The organism is Streptomyces calvus, from assembly GCF_006782915.1.
GTDB classification, from domain to species: domain Bacteria; phylum Actinomycetota; class Actinomycetes; order Streptomycetales; family Streptomycetaceae; genus Streptomyces; species Streptomyces calvus.
Window position 1 is genome coordinate 13,185 of the sequence record NZ_VCNP01000029.1, and the last position, 17,876, is coordinate 31,060.

General features: G+C 73.2%; 14 protein-coding genes and 2 pseudogenes. 10 read left to right on the forward strand and 6 right to left on the reverse strand.

The features are described from left to right. The first annotated feature begins 2 nt into the window (after nt 1-2). The 7 genes and pseudogenes from FGW31_RS12310 to FGW31_RS12340 form a co-directional block, all read left to right on the forward strand. Nucleotides 3-965: an SMI1/KNR4 family protein gene (locus FGW31_RS12310; protein ID WP_233452473.1), complete on the forward strand. Its 963-nt coding sequence runs from the start codon at nt 3-5 to the stop codon at nt 963-965. A 171-nt stretch (nt 966-1,136) separates the two neighbouring features. Continuing rightward, nucleotides 1,137-2,342 (forward strand): AAA family ATPase, encoded by a 1,206-nt coding sequence (locus FGW31_RS12315; protein ID WP_142193461.1) that lies wholly within the window; start codon nt 1,137-1,139, stop codon nt 2,340-2,342. 9 nt (nt 2,343-2,351) lie between these two features. Then, complete coding sequence (locus tag FGW31_RS12320) at nt 2,352-3,971, forward strand: VWA domain-containing protein (protein WP_142193462.1); 1,620 nt, start codon at nt 2,352-2,354, stop codon at nt 3,969-3,971. Nucleotides 3,972-4,078: 107 nt separating this feature from the next. After that, on the forward strand, nt 4,079-5,155 hold the full coding sequence (locus tag FGW31_RS12325) for a hypothetical protein (RefSeq protein ID WP_142193463.1): 1,077 nt from the start codon (nt 4,079-4,081) through the stop codon (nt 5,153-5,155). 15 nt (nt 5,156-5,170) lie between these two features. Then, nucleotides 5,171-5,461, forward strand: a pseudogene (locus FGW31_RS12330) (toxic anion resistance protein); the annotation flags it as partial. 5 nt (nt 5,462-5,466) lie between these two features. Continuing rightward, nucleotides 5,467-7,029, forward strand: coding sequence for a substrate-binding and vWA domain-containing protein (locus FGW31_RS12335; protein WP_142193464.1), 1,563 nt, complete (start codon nt 5,467-5,469; stop codon nt 7,027-7,029). Nucleotides 7,030-7,074: 45 nt separating this feature from the next. After that, nucleotides 7,075-7,260: pseudogene (locus FGW31_RS12340) on the forward strand (hypothetical protein); the annotation flags it as partial. A 25-nt stretch (nt 7,261-7,285) separates the two neighbouring features. Here FGW31_RS12340 and FGW31_RS12345 read toward each other — a convergent pair. The 6 genes from FGW31_RS12345 to FGW31_RS12370 all read right to left on the reverse strand — a co-directional run bounded on the left by FGW31_RS12345 (nt 7,286) and on the right by FGW31_RS12370 (nt 15,235). Then, nucleotides 7,286-8,419, reverse strand: coding sequence for an FAD-dependent monooxygenase (locus tag FGW31_RS12345; protein ID WP_142193465.1), 1,134 nt, complete (start codon nt 8,417-8,419; stop codon nt 7,286-7,288). Between the two features lie 42 nt (nt 8,420-8,461). Next, a complete protein-coding gene (locus FGW31_RS12350) occupies nt 8,462-9,031 on the reverse strand; it encodes a GTP-binding protein (RefSeq protein WP_142193466.1) in 570 nt (189 codons plus the stop codon). A gap of 5 nt (nt 9,032-9,036) precedes the next feature. Then, nucleotides 9,037-9,510, reverse strand: a complete 474-nt coding sequence (locus tag FGW31_RS12355; protein ID WP_373303428.1) for a DUF742 domain-containing protein — start codon at nt 9,508-9,510, stop codon at nt 9,037-9,039. After that, on the reverse strand, nt 9,507-9,944 hold the full coding sequence (locus tag FGW31_RS12360) for a roadblock/LC7 domain-containing protein (RefSeq protein WP_142193467.1): 438 nt from the start codon (nt 9,942-9,944) through the stop codon (nt 9,507-9,509). Before FGW31_RS12360 ends, FGW31_RS12355 begins: the two co-directional genes overlap by 4 nt. Further along, nucleotides 9,941-12,679, reverse strand: a complete 2,739-nt coding sequence (locus FGW31_RS12365; RefSeq protein ID WP_233452474.1) for a sensor histidine kinase — start codon at nt 12,677-12,679, stop codon at nt 9,941-9,943. The genes FGW31_RS12360 and FGW31_RS12365 overlap by 4 nt, the downstream gene beginning before the upstream one ends. 735 nt (nt 12,680-13,414) lie before the next feature. Then, a complete protein-coding gene (locus tag FGW31_RS12370; RefSeq protein ID WP_142193468.1) occupies nt 13,415-15,235 on the reverse strand; it encodes a phosphoenolpyruvate carboxykinase (GTP) in 1,821 nt (606 codons plus the stop codon). 339 nt (nt 15,236-15,574) lie between these two features. Here FGW31_RS12370 and trhA point away from each other — a divergent pair, with 339 nt between their 5' ends. Genes trhA through FGW31_RS12385 form a run of 3 tightly spaced genes read left to right on the forward strand, consistent with a single transcriptional unit; the run spans nt 15,575 to nt 17,772 of the window. Further along, nucleotides 15,575-16,288, forward strand: coding sequence for a PAQR family membrane homeostasis protein TrhA (trhA, locus tag FGW31_RS12375; RefSeq protein ID WP_142193469.1), 714 nt, complete (start codon nt 15,575-15,577; stop codon nt 16,286-16,288). Between the two features lie 55 nt (nt 16,289-16,343). Next, nucleotides 16,344-17,021, forward strand: coding sequence for a TetR/AcrR family transcriptional regulator (locus FGW31_RS12380; protein WP_142193470.1), 678 nt, complete (start codon nt 16,344-16,346; stop codon nt 17,019-17,021). Nucleotides 17,022-17,034: 13 nt separating this feature from the next. Further along, entirely contained in the window at nt 17,035-17,772 is a 738-nt protein-coding gene (locus tag FGW31_RS12385; protein ID WP_142193471.1) for a Mut7-C RNAse domain-containing protein, read from the forward strand. Nucleotides 17,773-17,876: the final 104 nt, after the last annotated feature.

The following is a 17,876-nucleotide window of genomic DNA, read 5'->3' on the forward strand; positions in this document are numbered from 1 at the left end:
CCATGGACGTGGTGGAGGAGTTGCTGTCGAGCATCCACCGGCTGACCGCTCAGCGGGCGGGCACGCCGGTGTGCGGGCGGCACGGGCAGGCGCCGGGGCACGTGTGCCTGGTGCCGACGGCGGAGACCGGTCTCGCGGAGATCGGTCTCGCGGAGCTCGAGGAGGCGATCGGTTCGCGGTTCGGTGAGCCGCGCAGCCTCGCCAGGCGCGGCGCCGTCGACCCGGCCGTGAGCGCGCGGACCGGTCTGCCGCTCCTGGCGCCGTTCGGTGAGCGGACCGTCGAGATGCGGGCGTGGGCGTACGGGGACCGGTGGATCGGCTGCGGTACGGCGCGCGACGACGACGGTGACGGTGACGTCCGGGTCGTGGTGCTCGTCGCCGAACGGCCCGGCCCGGCGGAGGGTCCGGCGGAGCCGGCGTCCTGGGTGGACCGGATCGTCGCCGTCACCGGGTGGGACACGACGCGGACGCGCACGGTGGACTGGGCGGCGGTCGAGGACCGGCTCGGCACGCGGCTGCCCGGCGACTACAAACGGCTCGTCGAGATCTTCGGCGGGTCGGGCGCCTTCGACGGGTACCTGCAACTCCAAGTCCCCGACGCGTACGACAGGAGCACCGACATCGTCCGGCACACCGAGTGGCTGGCCGAGTGGACCCGTGCGCGGGGCAGCCGCCTGTGGGATCCGTACCCGGTGTACCCGGCTGCGGGCGGGGTGCTGCAATGGGCGAGCACGGAACAGGCCGACGGCTTCTACTGGCTCACCGGGGACCCCGACCCGGACACGTGGCCCGTGCTGGCGCAGGAGGAGATACCCGACTCCTGGCAGCGGTCCGAGGCCACGACCGGTGAGTTCCTGTACCGGCTGCTCACCGACCCGGACCACCCGTTCTCCACGGCCCGGCACTTCGACGTCCACTGGTTCCAGAGCTACGGCGCCGACGAGCCACCGGCGGAAGGGAACTGACGGCGGGCGGAGCGCCCGGAGACCGAGTGACGCGGCCGACGACGACACGCGACGGGAAGGGAGCGGGGTCCCCGGCCGTGGTCCGATGTCGGTGGCGTCGGTTTGAATGGCGGCCATGGACGTCATGGAGAAGCCGGGTGCGGCGGACGGCAGCGGGACGGGGAGCCGGCCATGAGCGGAGCACCCGACGCGCGGGACACGGCCCGGAGGCTGCGCGCGATCCGCGACGAGTTGTCGGAGCGGTTCTACGAGCGGGCCGACGTCGTACGGACGCTGGTGGTGGCGTTGCTCGCCGGGCAGCACTCGCTGGTGCTCGGGCCGCCGGGCACCGCGAAGTCGGAGCTGGCGCGGGAGCTGACGGGCCGGATCGAGGGGGCCGCGTACTGGGAGATCCTGCTGTCGAAGTTCACCGCGCCGACGCGGATGTTCGGCCCCATCGACGTCGCCGCGCTGGCCCGGGGCGAGTACCGGCAGGTGTACGACGGGCGGGCCACGACCGCGCACGTCGCGTTCATCGACGAGATCTTCAAGTGCTCCACGGCGGCCCTGAACGAGACGCTGGGCTACCTCAACGAGCGGATCTACCACCCCGAGAACGGCGGCGCCCCGATCCGCTGCCCCCTGATCGCGGCCATCACCGCGAGCAACGAACTCCCCAGCGGGGAGGACTCCGCCGCGATCTACGACCGGCTGCTGGTGCGGATCGAGGTCGGATATCTGGAGGACCCGTCGAACTTCGCCGCGCTGGTGCGTTCCGCCGTCGGCCGCCCGGCGGCACCGGCGCCTCCGACCACCGTCGAGCTGGCCGCGTTGCAGCACGCCGTGACCGGGGCCGTCCCGGCCGTGGACGTGCCCGACACGATCGTGGACGCGATGGTGACGCTGCGGGCCGCCCTGCGCCGCAAGGAGCTCGTCGCCTCCGACCGCCGCTGGCGGCAGGCGGTGCGGCTGCTCCAGGCGTCCGCGTACCTCGACGGGCGTACGGCGGTCACGGAGACCGACCTGTCGGTGCTGACCCATGTGCTGTGGGACTCCCCCGCCCAGCGCCCGGTCGTCGAACGGGAAGTGCTGCACCTGGTGAACCCGGACGCCAAGGAGGCGCTCGACCTGGCCGATGTCATCGACGAGCTGGAGGCGCAGCTCGACGCCATGGCCGGGCAGTCCCGGGAGGCGCTGAGCGAATGGGTGATCAAAAAGGCGCACAACCAGCTCGCCATGGCGGGCAAGCGGCTGGAGAAGCTGCGGGAGGAGGCGGCGGGCGCCGGGCGGTCCACCGCCGCGATCGACCGGGTCACCGGCCGCCAGCGCGCCGTCCGCGCCCGCGTCCTCACCGAGGCCCTCGGCATGGACGCGAGCATGGTGCAGGCCCAGCTCTGAGACGCCGCGATGGGTGAACAGCGCAGCAGCATCGACGCGTTGGCGGTCCGGTCCGGGCCGTGGCTGGCCCGGACCGCCACCGCCGCCGAACGCAACACGACGGCCGTCGTCGCGGGCCCGTTCGACCGGGTCGTGTGGCGGGAGGTGTACGAGCAGTCGGCCGGGCTGCGGGAACTGGCGGCCGAGCTCGGCTCCCGCCACGCCCACACCGACGACCTCCTGACGGACGTGTTCCTGGCCGCCTACCAGGCCGCCCCGCGACTGCGGGAGGCCACGGCGATGGCGCCCTCCCGTCTGGTCAACCACCAGGTCGTCACCTCGCTGGTACGGTCACCGGACTTCGCCGGACTGCACCGGGAGACGGCCGGCGACGCCTACGCCGCCGCCCTGGCCGTGCTCGCCCAGTCCTCCGTGCTGCGCGGGCTCCTGGAGCGCTCCCAGGACGCCCGGGACCGGGCCGGGCAGGCCGAGGCGGCCTGGCAGAACGCCGTCGCGGCGGCCACCGCGGTGAGCGAGGCGGTCCGCCGGGCAGCCGACGAGGCCGGGACGGACGGCACCGTGCCGGCCCCGGCCGCCGACGCCGTACGCCGGGCGATCCAGGCCGCCGAAGCCGCCGAGGCCACCGCCCGGCAGGAGACCCGTGCCGCCGCGCAGGCCCTCGCGGCGGCGCTCCCCGGTATCCGTGCCGCCGCCCGGAACGCGACGGCGTCGGCCGCCGAAGCGGTCCGGCAGGAGGCCGCGCTGATGCGCGCGTGGGGCGTCGGAGCCGGCGAACTGGAGCGGATGCCGTTCGACGAGCGGGCCCGGCTCGCCGAACGGCTGCGCTCCGGACGGCTCGCGCGGTGGGCCGAACTGATCGGCCGATTCCGGCAGATGGCGGGCGGAGAGCGGGCCCGCAAGGTGGAGAACGCCACCGGGGAACTGGTCGGCGTCACCCTCGGCGACGACCTCTCCCGGGTCGTCCCCTCCGAGCTGGCGGTCCTCGGCCTGCCCGCGCTGCGGGCGGTGTTCGCCGCCCGCTACGCCGCCGGGGAGCTGATGCTGTACGACAGCCGGGGCGAGCAGACGACCGGCCAGGGCGCCGTCATCGCCTGCGTGGACACCTCGCACTCCATGTACGCGGAGGGACCCGGCGGGATCACCCGGGAGGCGTGGTCCAAGGCGTGCGCACTCGCCCTGCTGGACCAGGCCCGGCACGCGGGGCGGGACTTCGTCGGCATCCTGTTCTCCGCCGCCGACAAGATCCGCGTCTTCCGCTTTCCCGGCGACCGGCCCGCCGGTGTCACCGAGGTCCTGGACTTCGCGGAGACCTTCCTCGGCGGCGGCACCGACTTCCAGCGTCCGCTGGGCACGGCCGCCGCACTGCTGGAGGAGGAGTTCGACGACACGGCCCGCAGACGCGGCGACATCGTGCTGATCACCGACGACGCGTGCGAGGTCACGGAGCAGTGGGTGCGCGGCTGGAACGACGCCAAGCGGCGCCTGGGCTTCCGCCTGTTCGGCGTGGCGATCACCGGCCCCGACGCCACCGGGACCGGTTCGGTCCTGGAAGCCCTGTGCGACAACCTGCGCACCATCGACGACCTGACGGACGTCCACGCCACCGCCGACCTGTTCCGCGTCATCTGAGCCCACGTTCGGAGTGGCCGGTTCCCGTTGCGTACCGGTATCGGGCGGCCACCGCCCGTTCACCGGGCCCGCCGGGGAACGTTGGATTCCGGCGGGATGCTCCGCACGTGAGACGCATCGTGGGAATCGTCCTCGCGGTCCTGTTGATCGGTGGCGTGGCGGCCGCCGTCGTCGCGGGCCGGGACAGCGAGGAGACGGGCACGGCAACGAAGACCGTGCGCATGGTCATCGGATCGGAGAAGGCCGCGTTCTTCGCCGATCCGGACGTGGTGGAGGCCCTGGCCGCCCAGGGCTACACCGTCGAGGCCGAGACCTCCGGGTCCTGGGCCATGGAAGGGCTGGACCTCTACGGGTACGACCTGGCGTTCCCGTCCAGCCGGGCGCCCGCCGCCGAACTGGCCCAGAAGCACGGAGTGCGCGGGATCCTGCCGCGCCCCTTCTACTCTCCGCTCGTCGTCGTCTCCCGCCGTGGCGCCGCCGAGGTGCTCGCCGCGAACGGGCTGGCCACGCCCGTCGGCAGGACCCCGGGCACGCTGAAGATGGACGCCTACCTCGACGCGGCCCGGCGCGAACGCACCTGGCAGCAGCTCAAGGGCTCCGAGCGGTACGGCGAGCTGACCGGCACCCTGTTCATCTCCAGCACCGACCCGCAGACGTCCAACTCCGGCGCCCTCTACCTGGCCGCCGCCTCCTACGTCGCCAACGGCGGCAAGGTGGTCGCGAGCGACGCCGAGGTGGAGCGCACCGCCCCGCTGATGCGCACGCTGGTCAGCGTCCAGGGCGCCCAGCAGTCCAGCACCGACGCCGCGTTCCGGGACTTCGTCAGCGGGGCCGGCAACCCGCTCGTCCTCGTCTACGAGTCGCAGGTCGCCGCGCTCCTCGACGAGCAGCAGAACGCCGACGACCTCGTCGTCCTCTACCCGGACACCACGGTCAACAGCGACCACACCGTCGTCCCGCTCACCGACGACGGCCGGAAACTCGCCGAACTCCTGGGCAGCGACCCGACCTTGCGGAAGCTGGCCGTCCGGCACGGTTTCCGGCCGCAGGGCGCCATCACTGAGTTCACGGCGGCCACGGTGGGCCGCACCGCCTACCTCAAGCAGCAACTGACCGGCGTCCGCCAGGCGCCCGTGCCCACCTCCGCGGTGCTGCGCGAACTGGCGCGACGGGCGCGCGGATAAAGGGGGGACCCGCAAGTGAGCAGCACCGACAGAGACGTCACCCTCACACCGCCCGAGCCCGTGGCCCCCGTGCCGCGGGAGCGGGCCGGCGGACTCGTGCCGGTCGACGGGGCGGTCCGCGCCGGCCTGGCCGCCAGGGCCGCCGCCTACGTCGAAGGGCCGGCCGCGCCGGACGCCCGCTCGCCCGAGTTCGCCGGGAAGGTCGGCGACATCACCGCGCTCGGCGCCGGCGGGATGCGCCCCGCGACCGCGCAGTCCCACCGCATGCCGGACCGCGGCCGGGCGCAGGACGCGCCGGAAGGGGGCCTCGCATGAGACGGCCGTCACCCGCGGCGGCGCGCCGGCACCTGGCCGTCCTGCTCGCCGCCGGCGCCCTGCTCACCGCCTGCACATCCGGAGCCGAGCCGCGTGAGGACACCGACCCGCACACCGCCGAACCCGGCACCCTGCGGGTCCTGGCGTCCAGCGAACTCAGCGACATGACCCCGGTGTTCGAGCGGATCGAGAAGGACACCGGCGTCACCCTGCGGCCCACCTACATCGGCACCCTCGACGCCGTGGACATCCTGGCCACCGGCAAGGCCGACGGCCGGTACGACGCCGTGTGGCTGTCCTCCAACGACTACCTGCGGCTGCGCCCGGCCGCCGCGGACAAGGTGGTCTCCGAGACGCCCGTGATGTCCAGCCCGGTGGCCATCGGCGTGAAGACGGCGACGGTGGAACGGCTCGGCTGGAAACCCGAGGAGGTCACCTGGTCCGCGGTCGAGAAGGCCGTACGGGACGGGCGGCTCACCTACGGCATGACCGACCCGGCCCGCTCCAACTCCGGTTTCTCCACGCTGGTCGCGGTCGCCTCCGCGCTGTCCGGCGCGCAGTCCGCGCTCACCGACGCGGACGTGGCGAAGGCCGGGCCGCGGATGGAGGAGTTCTTCCGCGGGCAGCGGCTGACGTCGGGCTCCTCGGGCTGGCTCGCGAGCGCGTTCGCCCGGCGCGGCGACGTGGACGCGCTGCTCAACTACGAATCCGTGCTCGAAGGGTTCAAGAACCTGACGGTGATCCGCCCGAAGGACGGCGTCGTCACCGCCGACTATCCGCTCTCCTCCCTCGCCGCGACCGGCCCGGCCACCCGCGAGGACGTGCGCCGGGTCGCCGAGGCGCTGCGCACGGACGCCGTGCAGCGGCTGATCACCGAGCACACGCACCGCCGCCCGGTCGTCGCCTCGGTGCCGCCCGCCGCCGGCCTCGACCCGTCCCGGCGGCGCGAACTGCCCTTCCCGGGCAGCCGGTCGGTCGCCGACGGCCTGCTCGACGCGTACGAGAACGAACTGCGCCGGCCCTCCCGGACCGTGTACGTCCTCGACACCTCCGGCTCCATGGAGGGCGAGCGCCTCAGCCGGCTGAAGCAGGCCCTCACCAGGCTGACCAGCGACTTCCGGGACCGCGAAGAGGTCACCCTGATGCCGTTCGGCTCGGCGGTGAAGAGCGTGCGCACCCACGTGGTGCGGCCCGAGGACCCGGAGACGGGACTGTCCGCGATCCGCGCCGACACCGCGCGGCTGAGGGCCGAGGGCGAGACCGCGATCTACACGTCGCTGCGCACCGCGTACGACCATCTCGGCGGCGACCGGGACACGTTCACGTCGATCGTGCTGATGACGGACGGCGAGAACACCGCCGGCGACGACGCCGACGGTTTCGCCTCCTTCCACCGGGGCCTGACCGGCGAACGGCGGGACATCCCCGTCTTCCCGATCCTGTTCGGCGACTCCGACCGCACGGAACTGGAGCACATCGCGGAACTGACCGGTGGCCGGCTCTTCGACGGGCGGGGCTCGCTCGACGGCGCCTTCGAGGAGATCCGCGGCTACCAGTAGGGCGACGGCGTGGCTCCGGCACCTCCCCCCGGACGCCACCTCGTCCGCCACCTCGTCCGCCGGCTCGGCCTCCTGCGGGCGGAAGCCGAACGGCTCGCCGGGACGCTGCGCGAGGCGGAAGCCGAACGGCTCGCCGGGACGCCGCGCGAGGCGGAGGCCCGCCGGCAGGAGTCGCACACCCGCTACCTGGAGGACCGGGACCCGGCCGCGGGCGGCCTCGGCGACGCCTGACCCGCGCCCCGCACGGCGCCGCGGGTCAGTACGGCTGGACCAGGACCTGGGCGGCGCCCGGCACGCCGACCTTCAGCAGCTCGTCCTCCTCGGGCGTCGTCTCCCCGCCCGTCTCCTGCTTCAGCACCGCCCGCGACAGGGCCTGCACCCACAGCGCGCGGGGCCGGCGCCGCTCCTCCCACGCCGCGAGCGCCGCCGGCACACCGTCGTACGCGTCCAGCGACTCGGCGAGCACGATCGCGTCCTCGACGGCCATCGCCGCGCCCTGCGCCAGCTGCGGGGCGCTCGCGTGGGCGGCGTCACCGGCCAGCGCCACCCGGCCCACGTGCCACGGCGCGTCCACCGTCACCTGAGAGATCCTGGAGTAGACGACGGCCGCGGGGTCGGTGGCGGAGGCGAGCGCCTCGGCGATCGGCCCGGAGAACATCGTCAGCCGCCCGGCGAGCTGTTCGTGGGCGCGCTCCGGGTCCGGCCGGAAGTCCGGGTCCTCCGCGAACACCGCGCCCAGGTACATCGAGTCGGGGGTGATCGGCGTGAGCAGCGCCTTCGCCTCGTGCCCGGCGGTCGCCATCACCACGCCCCGCACCTCGGGCAGCCGCGGCAGCGTGACCCGCCAGTTGGCGAAGCCGGTGTACTCGGGCGTGAACCGGTCGCCGTAGAGGCGGCTGCGCAGCGGGGAGCCGATGCCGTCGAAGCCGACCACGAGGTCCCAGCGGCCGGACGAGCCGTCCGAGAGCGTGACGTCGACGCCCGCGCCGTCGTCGGTGAGGTCCGTGACGGTGGCGGAGAAGCGGATCTTCGCGCCGGCCGCGGCCGCGGCGGCACCGAGGACGCGTGCGAGCGCGGGCCGCGGGATGCCGTTGGTCGCGGGGGCGTCGCCCATGCGGGGCTGCGGGATGCGGGCCAGGGTGTTGCCGGCCGGGTCGGCGATGGTGAGGACCTCCCATGCGAACCCGGCGGCGAGGCAGTCGTCGAGCACGCCGATCTCCCGCATGACGTGCAGCGCGTTGGAGGGCTGGATGATGCCCACGCCCAGCGCCTCCAGTTCCCCGCGCAGCTCGGCCACCTCCACGGTGTGGCCGCGCCGGGCCAGCGCCGTGGCGAGGGTGAGTCCGCCGATGCCGCCGCCGTGGACGAGTACGCGCAGTCGTGAGGCCATGTCGGTGTCTCCGGGAGAGAGTCGGGAAGAGGTGCGTGCGGGTCAGGCGGCCGGCGCGTTCAGGCGGTCCAGGTGGTCGACCAGGGCGAGCAGCGTCTCCTTGCCGTAGGAGCGCTCGCGGACGTCACCGATCAGCAGCGGCACGTACGGGTCGAGGTCGAGGGCCGCCCTGATCTCGTCGGCGGTGCGGGTGTTGCGGCCGTGGAAGCAGTTGATGGCCACCACGAACGGTATGCGCCGGCTCTCGAAGAAGTCGATGGAGGCGAAACTGCTGTCCAGGCGCCGGGTGTCGGCGATGACCACACCGCCGAGCGCACCATGGACCAGGTCGTTCCACATGAACCAGAAACGTTCCTGTCCCGGTGTGCCGAAGAGGTACACGACCAGGTCCGAGTTGATCGTGATGCGTCCGAAGTCCAGCGCGACGGTGGTGGTTTCCTTCTCACCGACGCCGGCGAGATCGTCCACGCCGACACTGGCCCGCGTCATGTACTCCTCGGTGTGCAGCGGCGCGACCTCGCTGACCGCGCCCACCAGAGTGGTCTTGCCGACGCCGAAACCGCCCGCGACGAGGATCTTGAGGGCGGCGGGCGCCGCCTGACTGGTGTTCATGGTTCCTACAGTCTCCGGAGTCCGTCACGCACGGCGGCCAGCAGGCTCGGGTCGACGCCGCCCGCGGCCCAGGCCACCGTGATCGGCGCCCGCGCGGCGAGCAGGCCCTGGCCGACGAGGTCGGCCAGCAGGATCTTCGTCACCGACACGGCGAGGTCGAGGTCGGCGGCGACCTCGGCGACGGCCGCCGGCCGGCGGCAGCGCTCCAGGATCCGGCGGTGCTCCGGCTGGAGCCTGCCCGGCCGCACCGGCGCCCCGTGCTCGTCGCGCGGGTCCTCCACGGTCGTGAGCACGGTGATGAGGGTGAGGTCGTCCCGTGCGGGAGCGGTGCGACCCCGCGTGATGGTGTACGGGCGCACCATGCTCTCCGCGCCGTCCTCACCGTCCTCGCCCGGATCGTCCCAGGCCGGGTCGTCCCGCGCCCACGCCGTGGCGTCCGGTGCCCACGCCGGCTCGTCGTGCTCCCGTCCCGGGTTCACGCTCCGCTGCCCTGCCCCGTGCCGAAGGCGTCGAAGCCGCTGCGGGCCGGCGTGCCGAGCTTCTGCCCGACCTGCTGCACCAGGTTGTGCATGGCGAGCGACATCACCTCCGCGTCGACCTCCTGGGAGGCGACCACCGCCAGGTGGGTGCCCTGTCCGGCCGCGATGATGAAGAGCCACAGGTCGGCGAGTTCGACGATGACCTGGTGGACCACACCGCCGTCGAAGAGCTGCCCCACACCGCGGGCCAGGCTCTGCTGGCCGGTGCAGATGGCCGCCAGACGCTCGGCGTCCGCGCGGGCGATGCTCTGCGAATGGCTCACGACCAGGCCGTCGTCGGAGAGCAGGACCGCGTTCCTGGTCTCGGCGACCGAGTCCACGAGGCCGTCCAGCAGCCAGTCCAGGTCCTGGTGGGTCGCGGTGCTACGTGTCATGGTTCTTCTTCTTTCATCGGGTGGCGAGGAACGCTGGGTCGGGGCGGTGTCGGAGTCCTCCCCTCACGGGCGGCGCGCGACCGGCGCTGGAACGCGCCGATCGTCGCCCCGGCGCGACGCGGTGCGGGGCGCAGCATCGGATCGTCCTGCCAGCGGGGCGGCCGGGGCTGCGGGGGTCCGGCCGTGGGGTCGACGCGCAGTTCGTCGACCAGGCTGGCCTGGCGCACCCGCCGCGGCAGCGGGGCCTCGTCACCGGTCAGGGCGGGGGCGCCGGGGGCTGCGGGTCCGGCCGGGTGGGGCGGGTGGGCGGTGCCGTGGGGGGCTTCGCCGGTGTTCTGGGCGGACGGGGTCGTCCCGTACGGGGTGTCGGTCGTTTCCGGGGTGTACGCGGCCGGTTGGTACGAGGTTTCGGGGGGCGGCTGGGGCGTTCCGTACGGGGTGTCGGTCGTGCGCGATCCGTACGGGGCTTCGCCGGTGTCCGGAGCGGACCGGGTCGTCCCGTACGGGGTGTCGGTCGTTTCCGGGGTGTGCGGGGCCGGCTCGTACGGGGTGCCGGGGGTCGGCTGGGGCGTTCCGTACGGGGTGGGGTGGCCGGTGTCCTGCGCGGGGGCGGGGTCGGTGGGCCAGGGGGTCGGCGCGCGGTGCGGGTCGGAGGGCCGCGAGGCCTCCGGTTGCCGGGATCCGGCCGGGATCAGCGCCGTGACCTCGGCCATCGCCCGGCCCTGGACCCGTGCGGGCAGCGGCTCCTGCGCGCCGTGCGCGGGAGCGGCCGGGCCCTGCGCGGGCTCGGGGTCCGGGACGGGCGAGGGCACCGCCACCGGGCCCTGCGGCGGTGCCGGGACGGTGAGTTCGGCGGGGACGAGGACGACCACGCGCGTACCGCCGAACGCGGACGGGCGGAACTCCACCCGCAGCCCGTACTGGTGCGTCAGGCGGGCGACCACGTGCAGGCCCAGACGGATGTCGTCGGAGTGCGCCAGCACGTCGAGCCGGGGCGGACGGGCCATCAGCTCGTTGGCCGCGGCCAGCGCGTCCTCCTCCATGCCGAGGCCACGGTCCTCGATCTCGATGACCAGACCGCGGCCCACCTCGGCCGCCCGCACCTCGACCGGGGTCGGCGGACGCGAGAAGGCGAGCCCGTTCTCCACGAGTTCGGCGAGCACGTGCGTGACCGGACCGACGGCCCGGGCCGCGAGCCACGGCCCGCCCTCCACGTCCAGCACCACCCGCCGGTAGTCCTGCACCTCACCCTGCGCCGAACGCAGCACGTCCAGCAGCGCGACCGGCTTGCGCCACCGCCGGTGCGGGGTGCCGCCGGCGAGGATGACCAGGTTCTCCTCGTAGCGCCGCAGCCGGGCGGTGAGGTGGTCGAGGTCGAAGAGGCCGTCGAGGACCTCGGAGTCCTCGTGCCGGCGCTCCATCTCGTCCAGCTTCTTCAGCTGCTGCCCGATCAACTGCTGCGTGCGGCGGGCGACGCGCTGCAGCAGCCGCTCGAACCCGCGGTGCTGGTCGGCCTGTTTGACCGCGGCCTGCAGGGCGCTGGTGCGGGCGAGGTTGAGCGCCGCGCCCAGCCGGGTCAGCTCGTCGTCGGCGCGGCCGACGGCGTCCGGGATGGCCTTCGCCTCGGCCTCGACGTCGATCCGCTCGCCCCGCGCCAGCCGCTCCACGACGTCGGGCAGCGCCGCCTGCAGCATCTCCGCCTGCTCGTGGAGGCTGCCGATGCGCTGGCGCAGGCTGCGGGTGAGGCGCCACGTCGTCCACATCACGGCGACGACGGCGGCGAGGCCGACGAGGGTGGTGAGCACCATCCTGAACAGCAGCGCCATCACACTGTTCTTGCCCTGCTCGCCCACCAGCGCGGTCCGGTGCTCGAGGAGTTCCTCGAGGTCCGGGGTGAGGTCGTCCATCGCGGCACGCCAGGTGGCGCGGTCGGCGTCCAGGGTGACCCGGCCGCCCGCGTCGGACGCGCCCGCGGCGAGTACCGCCTCCTCCACGCCGGTCTTGCTCTTCCACGCAGCGCTGCCGGTGATCCGCTGCCACATGGCGCGTTCGTCGGCGGGCAGCCTGGGCGCGACCTTCACGGCGCCCAGGAACGACTGGGCCTCGACCGCCTCGCGGACCTGCCGCAGCTCCCCGGTGGTCAGCGCGCCCGCGCCCCAGCCGCGGGCCAGCAGCGCGTCCGAGCGGGAGATCATCTCCTTGGTCCAGAACAGGTCGACCAGCGGCTGGGAGAGCACGGTGATCCGGCCGTTGTCCACCTGGCTGAGCGACGTGAACAGTTCCAGGTCGACGGCGATCAGGTCGGTGTAGTACCGGTACACCGCCGCCTGCTGGTCCTCGTCACCGCTGTCGACCAGGGAGCGCTGCGCGGGCAGCCGGTCGATCGCCTCGCGTGCCGCACCGACCGCCTCACGGACCTGGCGGGGTGCGGCCCCGGCCGACGACAGGTCGTCCGACAGGGTCCGGAAGACGTCCACCGCCTCGTCGGTCTCGGCCCGTTGCCGTGCCAGCGCCTCGGCCGCACCGCTCTGACCGGCGAGCACCTCGGCGCTGAGGCGCCGTTCCTCCTGGAGGTTGTAGTAGACGATGTTCGACGGGTTTCCGGCCTTCTCGGCCAACAGGCCCTGGTCCGCCTGCCGCTGGAAGTCGAGATAGGTCTGGCCGCTGGTGACGGCCCACAGCGCGATCAGTGCGATCCCGGGGACGAAGGCCAGGACGAGGAGTGCCGTCCGCAACGACAGGCTCGTCGAGATGGGCTGTCTTGCACGCGAACGCAGGGGAACTCCCTCGGGCGGACCGGCTTCACAACCGGATGGTTTCGATTCGGACATGATGACGCGCGCATATTAGCCACACCGTACGTTCGACCACCCGGGTGGGGACGACGTCAGAGAGCGTCCGGCACGGGGCACTTCGGGCATCACCGAACGGAACGATCCGCTCTGCGGCATTCCGACACCGGCCGGGCACCGCCCGTTCACGTCACCGCCCGGCCGACGGCCGGTCACGGACGCGGCCCGGTGACGCACTCCGACCGGGCGGTACACACCGGCCGCCGGGCGACGCGCACCGGCCTGGGCGACGTGCACCGGCCACCGAGGGGGCGCGCACCGGCCGCCGAAGGGCGTGCACCGGCCGCCGTGGGGCGCCGGAAACGGCCGCTGTGGGCGCCGCAAACGGCCGCTGTGGGCGCCGGAAACGGCCGAGCGCTCCAGCCGGCCCGTTTCGGCCGTCCGGAGCGCTCGGTCACCCCGTTGACCCGTTCGTGAGAGCCCGCCGAGGCGGGCCGGGCCGGGGAGGCGGGCCGGTGTGCGTCACCGCGGGTGTCCGTCGGGGCGGACGGAGGGCGGTGACGGGTCCGCACCCGCACGCCGTTGTGCGGGCTCCCGCCGGTGTGTTCCGCGGCCGGTCGTGACGATCGCTGGTCAGGGCATCCCATCCCAACCGGCCGCGGAGTCCGTGCCGGGCGTTCAGCCCAGGCGCTTCACCAGTGCGTGGTACTGGTCCCACAGCTCCTTGGGCGTGTGGTCGCCGAAGGTGTTGAGGTGCTCGGGGACCAGGGCGGCCTCCTCGCGCCACACGTCCTTGTCGACGGTGAGCAGGAAGTCCAGGTCGGCGTCGGACAGGTCCAGGCCGTCGGTGTCCAGCGAGCCCTTGGCCGGGAGCACGCCGATCGGCGTCTCCACGCCCTCCGCGCGGCCCTCCAGACGCTCCACGATCCACTTCAGGACGCGGGCGTTCTCACCGAAGCCCGGCCAGACGAACCGGCCCTCGTCGTCCTTGCGGAACCAGTTGACGTAGTAGATCTTCGGCAGCTTGGACTGGTCCTTGTCCTTGGCCACGTCGATCCAGTGCGCCATGTAGTCGCCCATGTTGTAGCCGCAGAACGGCAGCATGGCGAACGGGTCGCGGCGCAGCTCGCCCACCTTGCCCTCGGCGGCGGCGGTCTTCTCGGAGGCCACGTTCGCGCCCAGGAAGACGCCGTGATTCCAGTCGAAGGACTCCGTCACCAGCGGTACGGCGCTGGCGCGGCGCCCGCCGAAGAGGATCGCGGAGATCGGCACGCCCTTGGGGTCCTCCCACTCCGGCGCGATGATCGGGCACTGGGCGGCGGGGGTGGTGAAGCGGGCGTTGGGGTGGGCGGCGGGCGTACCGGACTCGGGCGTCCAGTCGTTGCCCTTCCAGTCGGTGAGGTGGGCCGGGACCTCCTCGGTCATGCCCTCCCACCAGACGTCGCCGTCGTCGGTGAGCGCCACGTTGGTGAAGACCGAGTTGCCCCACAGGGTCTTCATGGCGTTGGCGTTGGTGTGCTCGCCGGTGCCGGGGGCGACGCCGAAGAAGCCGGCCTCGGGGTTGATGGCGTACAGGCGGCCGTCCTCGCCGAAGCGCATCCAGGCGATGTCGTCGCCGATCGTCTCGACCGTCCAGCCGGAGATCGTCGGCTCCAGCATGGCCAGGTTGGTCTTGCCGCAGGCGGACGGGAAGGCGGCGGCGACGTACTTGGGCTCACCGGTGGGCGGGGTCAGCTTCAGCACGAGCATGTGCTCGGCGAGCCAGCCCTCGTCGCGGGCCATGACGGAGGCGATGCGCAGCGCGTAGCACTTCTTGCCGAGCAGGGCGTTGCCGCCGTAGCCGGAGCCGTAGGACCAGATCTCGCGGTCCTCGGGGAAGTGCGAGATGTACTTGGTGCTGTTGCACGGCCACGGGACGTCCTCCTGGCCGGGCTCCAGCGGGGCGCCGACGGAGTGGACGGCCTTGACGAAGAAGCCGTCGGAGCCCAGCTCGTCCAGGACCGGCCGGCCCATGCGGGTCATGGTGCGCATGGAGACGGCGACGTACGCCGAGTCGGTGATCTCGACGCCGATGGCGGACAGCGGCGAGCCGAGCGGGCCCATGCAGAAGGGCACCACGTACATGGTGCGGCCCTTCATGGAGCCGCGGAAGACGCCCTGCTCGCCGCGGAAGATCTCCCGCATCTCCGCGGGGGCCTTCCAGTGGTTGGTCGGGCCGGCGTCCTCCTCCTTCTCGGAGCAGATGAAGGTCCGGTCCTCGACGCGGGCGACGTCGGTGGGGTCGGACGCGGCGTAGTAGGAGTTGGGGCGCTTGATCGGGTCGAGTTTCCGGAAGGTGCCCTTGGCGACGAGCTCCTCGCACAGGCGCTCGTACTCGGCCTCCGAGCCGTCGCACCAGACCACGTTGTCCGGCTGGGTCAGCTCTGCGATCTCGTTGACCCAGGAGATCAGCCCCTGGTGAGTGGTGGGGACGCCGGGTTCCGCGATGTCGCGCGCCACGATTGCTCCTAAATGAGGGTTTTTTGTCTGTGGAGGCCCCGTGGGGGCTGCGACCCGGATGCTTCACGGTTCAACTTCTGGCGCTCATCCGGTGTCGACCGCACTCATTTGATCATCCGACGAGAGCGCCCATCTGTCCAGAGGGCCGCACAGGTGAGCAACGTGACGATGACCACGGTTGACGCCGTCGCTTTACGTGCACGTTGCGTACACCTTGCGGTTTCTTTGCGTAACAACCGGAAATGCCGACGTCGGGCGGGCGTGAGACGATGGCCACTTCCCGGCCCCCAATTCGTCACCGATATCCGTAACTTACGGCTCCGTAGGTACGATGCGGACATGACTGCGCTCGTCCCCGACGCGTCCACCGAGCCGCCGGCCGAAGGCCGCGGCCCGGTCGAGACCTCCCTGCCGCACCCCGTCAAGCCCAAGCTCCGCGGCTGGCTGCACCTCGGCATGTTCCCCGCCGCCCTCGTGGCCGGGCTGGTGCTGACCGCCTTCGCCGACTCCCCCCGCGGTCGCCTGGCCTGCGCCGTCTACGCGCTGACCGCCTGCCTGCTGTTCGGCGTGAGCGCGCTGTACCACCGGGGCAACTGGAGCCCCCGCATGGACGGGGTGCTGCGCCGCCTCGACCACGCCAACATCTTCCTGATCATCGCGGGCACCTACACCCCGCTGACCATCCTGCTGCTGCCGCACTCCAAGGGCCGGTGGCTGCTGTGGGGCATCTGGGCGGCGGCCGCCGCCGGGATAGTCTTCCGGGTCTTCTGGGTCGGCGCGCCCCGCTGGCTCTACACGCCCTGCTACATCGCGATGGGCTGGGCCGCCGTCTTCTTCCTCCCCGACTTCCTGCGCACCGGCGGCATCGCCGTCCTCGTCCTGGTGGTCGTCGGCGGGCTGCTCTACAGCGCCGGCGGAGTGATCTACGGCATCAAGAAGCCCAACCCCTCCCCCCGCTGGTTCGGCTTCCACGAGGTCTTCCACTCGTTCACCCTGGCCGCCTTCGTCGCCCACTACGTCGGCATCTCCCTGGTCGCCTACCAGCACGCGTGAGAACCCCCGGCCCGCGCGGGAGCACCGGCCCGCGCGGTGGCCGACAATGATCGTCATGAAGGCCGCACGCCCCCCGCAAGCCCCCGCCCGACCGCCCCGCCCCGGGCTGCGCGAGCGGAAGAAGACCAAGACCCGCGAGGCGATCCGCGAGGCGGCCTTCGCACTGATCGCCGACCAGGGCTACGAGGCCACCACGATCGAGCAGATCGCCGGGCGCGCCGAGGTGTCGCCGTCCACCGTCTCCCGGTACTTCCCCGCCAAGGAGGACATCGTCCTCGGCTACGGATACGACCGGCCCCTGCTCGCGGAACTCTCCACCCGGCCCGCCGACGAGCCCTGGCCCGCCTCCGTCCGGCACGTGCTGCGCACGGCCGTCGGACGCGCGCTGGCCGAGCAGCCGGACCTGACGGCCCTGCGGGCCCGGCTGATGCTGGAGGTGCCCGCGGTGCGCTCCCGCATGCTGGAGAGCATGGCGGCCGTCGGCCGCGTCCTCGGCGAGACGGTCGCCGCCCGCACCGGTCTGGAGGCCGACGGCCTGGAGGTGCGGGTCTGCACGGCGGCGCTCACGGCCGGCCTGCTGGAGACCACGCGGTACTGGGCCGAGCACGGCCACGGCGACGACCTCACCGCCCTCGTCGACCGGACCCTCGACGTGTTCGAACACGGTCTGCCCGCACCGGCGCGGCCCGCCGGACCCGCCGGAAATCCCCCGGTCGGCACCACCCCGGCATGACATCCTTGGCCGCGTGAACGGTCCCGAGATCCACCTCGAGTTCGCCCCCGAACTGCTGCTCTTCGTCCCCCGGGCCAGGCCCACGGGCAGGACGAAGGCGGCCACCGACGGCGTCTCCAGCCTCGGCCACGTCGTGGAGTCCCTCGGCGTGCCGCTGACCGAGGTCGGCGCGCTGCTCGTGGACGGCCACGAGGTGTCCGCCGGCCACGTCCCGGCCGCGGGCGAGTCGGTGACCGTACGCGCCGTCGCACACCCCCAGCGGGTACCGGGCGCGCCCCTGCGGTTCCTGCTCGACGTGCACCTCGGCACGCTGGCCCGCCGGCTGCGGCTGCTGGGCGTGGACACGGCGTACGAGTCGACGGACATCGGCGACCCGGCGCTGGCCGCCCGCTCCGCCGCCGAGCGGCGCGTCATGCTCAGCCGCGACCGCGGCCTGCTGCGCCGACGGGAGCTGTGGGCGGGCGCCTTCGTGTACAGCACCCGGCCCGAGGAGCAGCTCGGCTACGTACTGGACCGGTTCCGGCCCGAGCTGCGTCCCTGGACCCGCTGCACCGCCTGCAACGGCCTGCTGCGCCGGGTCACCAAGGACGACGTCGCCGACCAGCTCAAGGGCGGCACCCACCGCACGTACGACGTGTTCGCGCAGTGCTCCGCGTGCGGCCGCGCCTACTGGAAGGGCGCGCACCACGAGCAGCTGGAGGCCATCGTGCAGCGCGCCGTGGCCGGCACCGGCCGGGACGGCCGGCCGTAGGGCCTGCCGTGCGGGTCGACCCGGGTCTCGGGGCCCGGCCCGGGCTGTCGAAAGGCACCGCACGGCACGACCGGGCGGCACCGGACAGCAGGCCCCGGCGGCCA